The following is an 11,660-nucleotide window of genomic DNA, read 5'->3' as shown; positions in this document are numbered from 1 at the left end:
CAGACGATGAAAGATCGAGGTTAGTGGCGACTTTCGCGTCCCACGTCTCGACGGATCCATACTCCCAGTCCTCTGACAGCTCAACATGCTGGTTGATGACCTTCGCGTCCGATGGCCCGAAGAAATACCAGCACACGCCGCAGGTCGCGGTGAGGACCAGGATGATGGGGAGAAAGACCGCTACCGCCGTGGCGCCGCGTCGTCGTTTCGGGCGTGGCGCTGGTGCGGCCTGCGCCGGTGGACCGTTGAAGATCGGTTGCCCGAGCGGTGCGCCCATGGCGGGCTGAGTCATCGCCGGGTATCCGATGGGGCTCGTCTGTTGGGGGCCCGGCTGCGCCATAGGGGAGGCAGAAGGGACAGACGGCTGTGAAGGCGGCCTGTCGGCGCCGGACGGCTGCGCGATGTCCGTTGACGCCTGGGCCGCGGTTGCCGCGCCGTATCCCTGGGGTGCACTTCCATAACCGGTGGACTGCTGTGGCCGCGTCGCCACCGCCATCGTCGGCGCCATGGCGCTAGTCTGCTCTGAGGCCTGCGACTGCACCGATGGCGAAGCCTCATCCGTCTGGGGCGTCTCCCATCTGGACCGCCGTGCCAAAGCCTCCTTGACGGCAAGGTTGTCGGAGTGCGCCAGCAGGTCAAGGACGGACTGCGGCGTCGCCGGGTTCATGGCCAGGATCGGGTGCAAGTCGGGACGGGTGGCCGCGATACGTTGAAGATCGTGAGAGGGGGCGAATCCATCTGCCGCGATGGTCGCGTCGTAGTTGCCTGAAGAAGGAGGGTGCCCCGTTGTCATACCTTCGAAGCCTACCGGAGTTTACGGTGTGAGGGAGCGAGTCGAGCCATGGGGACCTGTCGGACTCGGATACGCCGATGAGAGGCGGTCGGCACGGTCGTCGAGGTGGTTGAGGCGGCCTCGCCGAGACTCCCGCTTGCGGAGCCCCGTCTACTCGGGATTCGGGGCGCCAGGTGGTGCTGGGTCATGACTCGGGCTTGAAGCCGATGACCTTGCCGTCAAACTTGTCATAGCCGATGATGAGGTCGGGTTTCGCGATAATGAGCGTGTCTTCGCTCTCCAAATCGATTCCGCTGAACTTGATCTCCTTTCCGGTCTTGACGTTCATCAGTGCGGTTATCGTGTTGGCGTCCCCGCGATTCACAGTCATCAACTTGACGACGCGGCCATCCTGAGAACTTCTTGCCACAGACGGGCATCCGGAGGAGCTGGTGCTTGTGCCCGCCTCGGGGACACTGATGGAACTGCCTTGCTTGGGCTTGAGCTTGGTGATGCAGCTGTCACTGTTGGATTTCGCGGTCAGATTGGCGTCGCTGAAGTCCTGGTCCTTGAAGTAGGTGAGATGCTCCTCGGCCGTGGGGAGCTTTTTGTCTTCCTCGACAACAGTCTCGTGCGAAGACAGTTTTTCATGATAGCTGCCCCGTTTCTTCCCTTTGAAATCATAAACTGTCATTTTGTGCTTGGTGTCGGTTTGTGAACTTGAATCAGAGTCGGAATTATTCCCCAGTTCCAAGGTTCCCCACCCGTCTTGGAAGTACCAGGTTATGAGGTTCGTGTCGGCCCTCGACCCTCCTCCGAGGAACAGGGTCTCACCGTTATCGATGTTGATGACGACGTTGAATAGTGCAAGGTAACACTGGTCGTCTTTGACTAGGAAACTTGCGTTGAACGTGTCCAGTGATTCGAAGGAACTCCCCGTTCCGGCGATCTTGTGCGACCACTTCTGTTTTTTATTCGCCCCCCAGGCGGTGCACTTGTCGCTTTCTTTGCAGGAAATGGCGGTGTCGCCGACAATTATTGCGAGATTGCCCTGCCCCCAGGGTGCCTTTGAGACTTTTCCGGTTTTCAGGTCAATGAGGGTGGACTTGTGAACCAGTGTATTGTTTCCCCATCCCAGGAGGGCGGGGGAGTGGTCGTATGATGAACCGAAGTCATCGTCATCGATAGTGGTTTTCCATACTTCTTTCATGTTGTCGCCCAGTGGGCTGTAAGCGGTGAGGGTGTCAGACCCCTTGTCGACTATCACCAAATGGTCGCCGAATACGTAAGGATCCTCATGAGGTTCGACGTCGACGCTCCAGGCCTTGTTCGCACCGTTCGCCCAAGCACCCGACGGAGTCACGTACGTTGAGCCCAGGTAGACCTCGCTGCGCGACAGGAAGTACCAGGCGGCCACGCCGCTAACGCCCAGAACGAGGATGACCGGCAGAATGACAGCGACCACCTTGAGCAGGCGGCGCTTCTTCGGAACCTGCGCCGGCGGCGCATACATCGGCGCCCCGTAGGCCGGCGCGGTCGGCTGACCCGGCCCGTAGGCCTGCCCCGAGTCATAAGCCTGGCCCTGGCCCTCCCCGTATCCTGCCTGCATCCCACTCTGCGCCCCGGACGGCATTGCGGTCCGCTGGTCCACGGGCGGAGCCGTCGCCTGCATTGAGGCCGCCGAGTACGCCTGAGCCACTGGCGGAGCCGAGATGGGCTGCGGCGCCGAGACGGGCTGCGCCGCCTGGGAGGCCTGCGGGGGCGGACCCTGCGGGGACTGAGTCGCCATCGTCCCGTGCCCCTGGGAGGCGGGCTCTGGAAGCGAGGCCCCTTGCGGCGGCGCGCCAGGCGCAGCCAGCTGGTGACTGCCATAGTCCTGAGGAACCCGCCCATAGCCGGAGCCGGCGGGCGCCGGCTGCTGAGGCGGCGTTCCCGCTGTTCCGCCAACCGTCCCCACCGCCATCGTCGGTGCCATGGCTCCGACCTCGCCCAGGCCGGGAGACTGTGCTGGTTGTGCCGGCTGAGCGCCCCGACCGGTTTGACGCGCCAGCACCTCCCGGACGACGGCGTCGTCGGATCGCTCCAGTATCTTACGGGCCCGAGGCGGGATCGACGGGTTGGTCGCCAGGATCGAGTGCAGGTCGGGACGGGTCTCGGCGATCCGCTCGAGGTCCTGCGGTGAGGCGAACCTGCTGAGCGCCGTCGTTGCGTCGTGGTCGCCGGAAGAAGGTGAGTGCCCCGTCATCATGTCTCCCGAGCCTAACGAAATCTATGGATCGAGGTCACAGAATGGGAACATTAACCTTCGAGCGCGCCGTTGAAATGACGCGGCGGGCGAGAGCCGGTGAGTCAGTCGACGATGCCGTAAAGGCGGTCACCGGCGTCGCCCAGGCCGGGCACGATGTAGGCGTGCTCGTTGAGGCGCTCATCCACCCCGGCGGTCACCACCGTGACATTCGCGCGCTCGCCGACCGCCTCCTCCAGCGTCTTGACCCCCTCGGGCGCGGCGATGAGGCACAGCGCGGTGACGTCGCGCGCCCCGCGCTCCAGCAGGTAGTCAATGGCGGCCACGAGGGTGTGACCGGTAGCGAGCATGGGGTCGACGACGAAGCACTGGCGGCCCGAGAGGTCATCGGGCAGGCGGTTGGCGTAGGTCTCCACCTCCAGGGTGTCCTCGTTGCGCTTCATCCCCAGGAAGCCGACCTCCGCCGTGGGCAGCAGACGGGTCATGCCCTCGAGCATTCCCAGGCCCGCGCGCAGGATCGGCACCACGATCGGGTGCGGGTCGGCCAGGCGGCGGCACTGGGCCAGTGCCACGGGGGTGCGGATCTCGACCTCCTCGGTGCGCACCTCGCGGGTGGCCTCGTAGGCGAGCAGGGTGACGAGCTCATCCACCAGCTGGCGGAAGACCGCCGACGGTGTCCTCTCGTCACGCAGGACGGAGAGCTTGTGGTCGATGAGGGGGTGGTCGGCAACGTGGAGGCGCATGGGGACAGCCTAATGCCGCGGCCCGGTCCGCACCGTCGCAACGCGCGCCGCCTCGTGCGCGCTCACGGCCGGGTTATGTCGCTCTGACGGGCTGGACTCGTCGCCGGCGTTGGAGTCCCCGCCGGAGTCGCGCTGCAGTGACTGCTATGTGTCCAAATCTGCAGCAAAGGGCGTGAACGGTGCTGACGTCGTGCCCTCCTGCGGGGCTAGGTTGCTGACACCGACCGCATCGAATGGAGAACTCATGGCCAACGGCTCCGCCCCCGCCATCACTCTCAACAATGGCGTCGACATCCCGCAGATCGGCTACGGCGTCTTCCTGACCCCGCCGGAGGAGACCGGGCGGGCCGTGCTCGAGGCCTTCGAGGTCGGCTACCGCCACGTCGACACCGCTCAGGCCTACCGCAACGAGGCCGGCGTGGGCGCGGCCGTCGCCGCCAGTGGGCTGCCCCGCGAGGACGTCTTCGTGACCACCAAGGTGTGGATCTCCAACGCCGGGGACGAGCGTGCCGCCCGCTCCATCGACGGCTCCCTGCGCCGCCTGGGCACCGACTACATCGACCTGCTGCTCGTCCACCAGCCCTTCGGCGACTACTACGGCACCTACCGCGCCATGGAGAAGGCCCTGGCCGCCGGCAAGGTCCGCGCCATCGGAGTCTCCAACTTCTTCCCCGACCGGTTCGTGGACCTGGTGCAGCACGTCGAGGTGCCGCCGGCCGTCAACCAGATGGAGACCCACGTCTTCAACCAGCAGGCCGACAACCGCGCCTGGTACACCAAGTACGGCACCGCCCTGGAGTCCTGGGGGCCGCTGGCCCAGGGCCGCAACAACATCTTCACCCACCCGGTGCTCACCGCCGTCGGCGAGAAGCACGGCAAGACCACCGCCCAGGTGGCCCTGCGCTACCTCATCCAGCTGGGCATCATCGTCATCCCCAAGACGGTCCACCGTGAGCGCATGGTCACCAACCTCGATGTCACCGACTTCCAGCTCGACGGCGCCGACATGCGGGACATCGCCGCCCTCGACGAGGGGCAGGGCGTCGTCAACCACTACGACCCCGCCTTCCAGGAGCGCCTCGCCTCCTACACGGTCGAGACGGACTGACCTCCGGCCGCCTGCGGCCGCTTCCGGCCGCGCGCAGGATGCCCCCCGTCAGCGTTGGGGCGGCCCGGGAGGAGACGGGGAGACGGCGGGGAGGAGAGGCGGTGAGCCGGGGCTGGGGAAGACCGGGCAGGAGGCGCGGGAGCGCGCCTCAGAGCCGGCGGGAGAACCGGGACTCGCTCTTCTCGGAGGTGCCCACGTACTCCAGCCAGCGCTCGTAGTGGTCGAGGACGTCGTGAGCCACCTGGTCGGAGTTCCAGTCGACGACGTCGTAGCCCTGGCCGCCGCTGTGCGGGCGCACCTCGAGGCGCACCGTGAGGTCGTCGGCCTCGTGGACGGCGAAGCCGTAGGCGGGCACCGGCGTGACGACCATGCGCACCACGTAGCGGAAGGAGTCGATGGAGCTGGACTGCTCCTCACCGCTGTCGGTGGTCGGGTGGGAGGAGACCACCAGGCTGGCGCGCCCCAGGAAGGTGCGCTCGTCGTCGGGGTCCTGGGCCTCGGGACCCTCGACGAAGACCTCGGCGGAGACGTTCTCCTTGCGCAGCTCGGTGGCCACCGCCTCCAGGGCCGGCACGATGCGCCGCTCCATGGCGTTGCCGGCCTCGTCGGGGGAGACCGAGTTGAGGGTGTGCGCCAGGCGCTCGCGCCAGGGCGTCTGCTCCAGCCCCGCGGCCGACCCGTTGAAGCCCAGGGCCCGGTTGCGGTCGGCCTGGGTCAGGGCCTGGTTGTGGGTGTCCTCGGTGCTCAGGGAGCGCCACAGGGTGTACATGATGAGGATGAGGACCCCGGAGAAGGGCAGCGCCATGACGATCGTGGCCTGCTGGAGGATGGGGATGCCGCCGGCCACGAGCATCGCAATGGTGAGGATCCCGGTCAGGGCGGCCCAGAAGATCCGCAGCCAGGGGGCGGCGTCCTGACGCGCCGAGCGGATGCGGCTGGAGAGGTTGGCCATGACCAGGGCGCCGGAGTCGGCGCTGGTGACGTAGAAGAGGATCCCGATGAACAGGGCCAGGGCGATGAGGATCTTCTGGCCCGGCAGGTGCTCCAGGATCCAGTACAGCCCCTGCTCGGGCCGCCCCAGGGTGATGTCCCGGAACTCGCCGTTGCCGCGGATGACCAGGTCCAGGGCGTGGTTGCCGAAGATCGCCACCCACATGAGGATGTAGCAGAAGGGCAGCAGGAGGCTGCCGAGCACGAACTGGCGGATGGTGCGGCCGCGTGAGATACGGGCCAGGAACATGCCCACGAAGGCCGCCCAGGCGATCCACCACGCCCAGAAGAACAGGGTCCAGGCGTTGAGCCAGTCATCGGGGCGGTTGTAGGCGTAGGTCTCCAGCGTCAGCCGCGGGAAGCGGGTGAAGAAGTCGCCGATGGAGCCGATGAGGGCGTCGATGAGGAAGGCGGCGTCACCGGTGATGAGCACCCACAGGGCCAGGCCGATGGCCAGCAGCACGTTGATGGTGGACAGGACGCGCACGCCCCGGTCGACGCCGGAGACGGCCGAGACGGTGGCCATGACGACGGCCAGGGCGGTCAGTCCGATCTGGGTGGGGAAGCCCTGCGGCAGCCCGAACAGGATGTTGAGGGCCACGTTCAGCTGGACGACGCCGACCCCCAGCGAGGCCGCGATGCCGAAGACCCCGCCGACCAGGGCCGCGGCGTCGACGACGTCGCCGATGACGCCCTCGGTGTGCCGGCCCAGCAGCGGGCGCAGGGTCGAGCGCAGCGTGAGGGTGTCGCGGCGTCGGTAGGCGAAGTAGGCCATGGCCAGGCCCACCAGGGCGTACAGGCCCCAGCCCGAGATGCCGTAGTGGAACAGGGACAGGACGATCGCGTTGCGGGCGGCCTCGGTGGTCTGGGCCTCCCCGGTGGGCGGGTGCATGTACTGGTCGACCGGCTCGGCGACGGCGAAGAACAGGATCTCGGTGCCGATGCCGGCGGCGAAGAGCATGGCCGCCCAGGAGAAGGTGGAGAAGTCCGGTGTCGAGTTGTCCGGCCCCAGGCGGATGCGCCCGAACCGGGAGAAGGCCAGCGCCAGGATGAAGATGAGCGCGGCCGTGATGAGGAGGATGTAGAAGGATCCGAACCAGCGGCTCGTCCAGGTCACGGCCGTGCCGAAGGCGTCGTTGACCACCTGGGGGGCGAAGATCGCGGCCAGGGCGACGATCGTGATGATGGTGGCCGAGACGAAGAAGACCACCGGGTTGAGGGGCTGCTTGCCCGGCAGCTTGCCGAGCAGGGCGCCGGGGAGGGACCCGCCGGGGAGCCGCAGCACTGAGAAGCGGTCCGACGACGTGGCCGGCCGGGCTGAGTCCTTGGAGGGGCCGCCTGGCGCGGACTCGTTCTCATCGCTCGATTCGGGGGACCGGCTCACCGACCTGCTCCGTTCTTCATGGGGATCTTCACGGGGTCTTCGTGGGGTTTGGGGTGCTGGCCTCGGGACGCACGCGGGGCCGCCACGGTACCGGGAGCGAGGCGTCGGGGGCCGGTGGGGCGGGGCGGCTGTCCGAGCCCGGGCGTGCTGTGGGGAGCCTATAACGAGATAATGCACCCGTGACGTCTTCAGCCTCTGCGCAGCCACCGAGCCCGTCGGTCCCGGGCTCCGACGCCGGCGCGCTCGGTGGGCGGGCGGGTGTCGCCTCGGGGCGGGCCGGCGGTGCGGTCATCAGTCCGGCTGCCACTGCGACCGTCACCCCGGCCATCGACGCCGCCATGGTGCGCGCCCTGGCGCTGGCCCGCGCGGCCGGTGAGGCGGGGGAAGTACCGGTGGGCGCCGTCGTGCTCTCACCGGAGGGTGCCGTCCTGGCCGAGGCCGCCAACGCCCGTGAGGCCGAGCACGACCCGACGGCGCACGCCGAGATCCGTGCCCTGCGCGCCGCCGGCGCCGCCCTGGGCGACTCCCACCTGGACGGATGCACCCTCGTGGTCACCCTCGAGCCGTGCACCATGTGCGCCGGCGCCATCGTCCTGGCCCGGGTGGCCCGACTCGTCCTGGGGGCCTGGGAGCCGAGGACCGGGGCCTGCGGCTCGGTGCGCGACGTCGTGCGCGACACCCGCGCCAACCACCAGGTCGAGGTGCGCGCCGGCCTGCGAGCCCAGGAGTCCCAGGACCTCCTGACCGCCTTCTTCGCCGACCGCCGCTGACGGGGCCCCGCCGGCCGGGCCGGCCGGGGCCAGTGGGAACGACGTCGGCCGTGACTGATACCGCAGGACGTCGCGTTGGGGAGCGGGGCAACGTCCGTGTAACCTCGTGGGCGAGGTAGCGTGTCCGAGCGGCCGAAGGTGCAGATCTCGAAAGTCTGTGTGGTTCATAGCCACCCTGGGTTCGAATCCCAGCGCTACCGCCACCACGGGAGGGCCCGTCGAGCAGCCAGGAGCTGCGCGGCGGGCCCTTGCCGTTCCCCGCTTCGTGGTCCCGTGTCGATGGCCGGTGGCTGCTCGACGTCGTGAGACCCCGTACTGCACGAGGGTGGGGGGCCACTGGGGGAGGGGCGGGTGTACTCCACGTAGGTGGGGCTCTCGTGCAGTACGCACAACCCGCGACCAGTACGTCCCCACCCTCGTAGAGCTCGGGGCGCTTTCTTCTGGCTGAGACCTACTCATCAGCCGTCACGGAAGGGGGAGCAGTTCGTGTCGTAGCGATGCGCTACAGTGCGTATACGACCACGGTAAGGAGGCAGTCATATGTCCACCGCCCTTGTCCCGTCACGTGAAGTCGTCAAGCACTTCTCGCAGGCCGAGCTTGAGGCCCGCGAGAGGACTGTTGTCAGTGCGCTCGGGCGTCGGTTCGGCAGTGTTGATGCTGCACTCGCTCAGGAGTACACCGGTGAGTATCCGTCGGACGACCTCAAGCTGTTCTCTGAGTACCACAGCTTGATGTTCCTGCTCGGCAAGTGATCACCGGGGTGGATGAGTAGACCTTCCATTTTGCGGAGGGCCCGACTCGTACAGTGCGTGCGGTTTGCCCGGCTGCGCCTGAGTTCCAGGTCGACATCGCAGGAGAGGATCCGTGGAAGGCTGCTGTTCATCCGCAGGAGAAGGCTCCTGTCGTCCTGTCTATCGGCGGCAAGAGACTCCTCGATCTAGTCGTGTCTTACACGTGCACGATATCGGCACAGCATCCGTACATGATCATCGAGGGCTCGACGTTCGGCCTGAGACCGCATGGCGGAGGCGAGTGGCTTGCTCGTCTTGACTACCAACGCCGTCCCCTGGCGAATGTTCCTTGCTCGCACCTTCATGTTCACGCGCATCGTGACGCCTGGACCTTCATGATGTCCCGCGATGGCCGTGGCAGTGGACGAAGGGCGGTCAAGAAACGGGGAGACGCTGAGAAGACTCCCCAGATCTCTGACATCCACTTCCCCGTCGGGGGTCCGAGGCTGCGGCCCGCTCTGGAGGACTTCCTGACAATGCTGATCGAGGAGCTTGGAGTCGACCATCCTTCTTACGCGCGCCAGGAACTTGATCAGGCCCGAGCTCGCTGGAGAACGGAGCAGGCGAAAGCCATTGTCCGGTCATCGAGCGGTATCGCTGCGGATGTCCTTCGGGAGATGGGGTGGGCAGTCACTCCTCCGGAGGGCTATCGGCCGGAGAGCGATCGTGCGGAGTGGTTGGGGCGGTATTGAGTGCATCGCACGAGGGCCGGGGAAGGCTCTGAGCAGTTCACCTGGTAGTCCGCTCCGTGAGACCCCGTACTGCACGAGGGTGGGGCGCTACTGGGGGAGGGGCGGGTGTACTCCACGTAGGTGGGGCTCTCGTGCAGTACGCACAACCCTCGGCCAGTGGATCCCCACCCTCGTGGAGTAGCCGCCGCGTGCGGCCCGCAGGGGCCCTGCGCCCCGACCCGGCTGCAGGAGCGCGGTTGGTCCCTCATATATTCGACGTCGGGCCTTACTCTTGGCCCATGAGTCGCCGTCCCCACGAATCCCGAACCCTGTCCCGTTCCCGCACTCAGGTCCGCCCGCACCCCCACGCCTCCGAGATCGCGCCCCGCGCTGCCACCGAGCTCTACTCGCTCCTGTGCGACGCCATGGTCGCCGGTGACACCAAGGCGATCGACGCCCTGCTCACCGACTACTGCGTCCTGACCCACATGACCGGCTACCCCCAGCCCAAGGTCGAGTGGCTCGGCGACATCGCCAACGGTGCCATGCGCTACCACTCCCACGAGGTGATCTCCGTCCAGCCCGACACCATCGCCGGCTTCCCGGTGGTGCGTGGCCGCACCCGCACCACGGCCACCCTGTGGGGCGGGCGCGGCACCTGGAACCTCCAGATCGTCGGATACGTCGTGCCCGACGCCGACCCCGACACCGAACGCAACCCCACCGGCTTCCGCTTCAGCCGCCTGGACGCCTCCACCTGGTGAGGCGCCGCCGCCCGGCCGGTTGCCCTCCGCGCCGGTGAGCCGGCCGGGAGCAGCCCGGGGACAGTCCGGGTCGGGGCCCTCCCACGGGCCCCGGTGGTGCCAGCAGTGCCGACAGGGCCGGAAGCCCCGGTCCGCCTCGGCACTCGTCTCCGGCTGCGGCACTCGCCGCCCGCCGTCCCCGGACGACTCCGGGTGAGCCTCGCTCCCGCCTACCGACGCCGCCCGGTCCCCCTCGTGGCGGGCGCGTTCCACGGGTCCTGTGGCCAGGCGTGCTTGGGGTAGCGGCCCCGCATCTCGGCGCGCACCTGCGGGTAGCCCTGCTCCCAGAAGGAGGCCAGGTCGTCGGTGACCGCCACCGGACGGCGCGCCGGCGACAGGAGGTGCAGCAGCACCGTCACCCGGCCCTCCACGATCCGCGGCGTGGCCGCCCAGCCGAAGCACTCCTGGACCCGCACCGCCAGCACCGGCCGACCCGCCCGCCCGGCCTCGGCCGAGCCCGCCGAGCCCGCCGAGCCCGCTGCCCCGGCCGCGCCGCCGACCACCGCCGTGTAGTCCACCCGCACCTGTGAGCCTGAGGGAACCTCCAGGCGCTCGGGCGCCAGCTCGTCCAGGCGCGCCGCCTGCGGCCACGGCAGCAGCGCCCGCAGCGCCTGAGCCACATCCAGCCGCTCCAGGCTGAAACGCCGACCGCCCGAACCCGACGACGCCGATTCACCCGGCCTGCCCGGTCCGCCTGACCCTCCGGCCTGCCCGGCCAGGCTCGCCACCGCCGGTGCCAGCCACTCCTCGGCCCGCTCTGCCAGGGCCGCATCGCTCATATCCGGCCAGGGCTCACCCAGGTGCTCGTGCAGCAGGGCCAGTCGGGCGCGCAGGCCGAGCGCCTCCTCATCCCACGGCAGCACGGCCAGGCCGACATCAGTCCCGTCGGCACGCACCCGTGCGACGACGGCGTCCGCCACCTGCGCCGGACCCGGCGGCGGCCCCGGGGTGGTGGTGAGCGTGATGGCGCCCAGGCGGCGCAGGCGCTCCGTGCGCAGCCGCCCACTCTCCCAGACGGTGCGCTCCTCCTCGGCCAGCCAGGCCCCGGCCAGCTCCAGGGCCGTCTGCTCATCGAGGGGCGCGGCGGCCCGGATGAGTGCGTCGCCGCGCCCACTGGTCAGATCGACGCCGGCCACCGCCAGCCACTCGGACTCCGCCAGAGCCGAGCCCGCCGGCAGGCGCAGCCCGGTCCCGGCGACGCTCGCGTAGTGCGCCTCCTTGCCCGCCTGCGGAGCCGGCCCCCGACGTCGCGCGATCCACTGCGGCTGCGCCGTCCCGGCCACCAGCGCCACCGCCGACTCCAGGTCGTGCGCCTCGGCGCCCTCACCGCTCCCGGACCTGGGAGCATCCCCGCCGACGGCGTCGGGCCGTCCGGCAGTCTC

Annotated in this window: 8 protein-coding genes, 1 tRNA gene and 1 pseudogene; 5 read left to right on the top strand and 5 right to left on the bottom strand. The window is 68.5% G+C overall.

Annotated elements, in window-relative coordinates:
• The 3 genes and pseudogenes from BKH32_RS13800 to upp all read right to left on the bottom strand — a co-directional run.
• Positions 1-793 (bottom strand): annotated as a pseudogene (locus BKH32_RS13800) (hypothetical protein); the annotation flags it as partial.
• Between the two features lie 184 nt (positions 794-977).
• Complete coding sequence (locus tag BKH32_RS12630; RefSeq protein WP_075250348.1) at positions 978-3,020, bottom strand: hypothetical protein; 2,043 nt, start codon at positions 3,018-3,020, stop codon at positions 978-980.
• Positions 3,021-3,121: 101 nt separating this feature from the next.
• Positions 3,122-3,760 (bottom strand): uracil phosphoribosyltransferase, encoded by a 639-nt coding sequence (gene upp / locus BKH32_RS12625; RefSeq protein ID WP_075250347.1) that lies wholly within the window; start codon positions 3,758-3,760, stop codon positions 3,122-3,124.
• A 244-nt stretch (positions 3,761-4,004) separates the two neighbouring features.
• Between upp and BKH32_RS12620 the strand changes: the two genes are divergently transcribed.
• Positions 4,005-4,868 (top strand): aldo/keto reductase, encoded by an 864-nt coding sequence (locus tag BKH32_RS12620; protein WP_075250346.1) that lies wholly within the window; start codon positions 4,005-4,007, stop codon positions 4,866-4,868.
• Between the two features lie 148 nt (positions 4,869-5,016).
• Here BKH32_RS12620 and betT read toward each other — a convergent pair whose 3' ends face one another.
• Positions 5,017-7,242, bottom strand: coding sequence for a choline BCCT transporter BetT (gene betT / locus BKH32_RS12615; protein ID WP_075250345.1), 2,226 nt, complete (start codon positions 7,240-7,242; stop codon positions 5,017-5,019).
• Positions 7,243-7,421: 179 nt separating this feature from the next.
• Here betT and BKH32_RS12610 point away from each other — a divergent pair, with 179 nt between their 5' ends.
• From BKH32_RS12610 to BKH32_RS12595, 4 genes are all read left to right on the top strand, one after another.
• A complete protein-coding gene (locus tag BKH32_RS12610; RefSeq protein ID WP_178384682.1) occupies positions 7,422-8,012 on the top strand; it encodes a nucleoside deaminase in 591 nt (196 codons plus the stop codon).
• Between the two features lie 114 nt (positions 8,013-8,126).
• Positions 8,127-8,215: transfer RNA gene (locus tag BKH32_RS14020), tRNA-Ser, on the top strand.
• Positions 8,216-8,552: 337 nt separating this feature from the next.
• Complete coding sequence (locus BKH32_RS12605) at positions 8,553-8,765, top strand: hypothetical protein (protein WP_075250344.1); 213 nt, start codon at positions 8,553-8,555, stop codon at positions 8,763-8,765.
• A 1,009-nt stretch (positions 8,766-9,774) separates the two neighbouring features.
• Positions 9,775-10,239 carry a nuclear transport factor 2 family protein gene (locus tag BKH32_RS12595; protein WP_075250343.1) on the top strand — a complete coding sequence of 155 codons (465 nt, stop codon included), beginning with the start codon at positions 9,775-9,777 and terminating at the stop codon, positions 10,237-10,239.
• Between the two features lie 209 nt (positions 10,240-10,448).
• On the opposite strand, the gene BKH32_RS14015 is transcribed toward BKH32_RS12595, so the two are convergent.
• On the bottom strand, positions 10,449-11,660 hold a 1,212-nt coding region (locus tag BKH32_RS14015; protein WP_275531526.1), incomplete at its 5' end, for an ATP-dependent helicase C-terminal domain-containing protein.

It is taken from the genome of Actinomyces oris (assembly GCF_001929375.1).
GTDB lineage: Bacteria > Actinomycetota > Actinomycetes > Actinomycetales > Actinomycetaceae > Actinomyces > Actinomyces oris_B.
Note: the sequence above shows the minus strand (reverse complement) of the source record. Positions and strands in the feature narration are given on the sequence as shown.

Bases quoted from the DNA above. Each gene is read 5' to 3' on its own strand.
- BKH32_RS12620 (WP_075250346.1), top strand. From the start codon at position 4,005: ATGGCCAACGGCTCCGCCCCCGCCATCACTCTCAACAATGGCGTCGAC.
- upp (WP_075250347.1), bottom strand. From the start codon at position 3,760: ATGCGCCTCCACGTTGCCGACCACCCCCTCATCGACCACAAGCTCTCC.
- BKH32_RS12595 (WP_075250343.1), top strand. From the start codon at position 9,775: ATGAGTCGCCGTCCCCACGAATCCCGAACCCTGTCCCGTTCCCGCACT.
- BKH32_RS12630 (WP_075250348.1), bottom strand. From the start codon at position 3,020: ATGATGACGGGGCACTCACCTTCTTCCGGCGACCACGACGCAACGACG.
- BKH32_RS12605 (WP_075250344.1), top strand. From the start codon at position 8,553: ATGTCCACCGCCCTTGTCCCGTCACGTGAAGTCGTCAAGCACTTCTCG.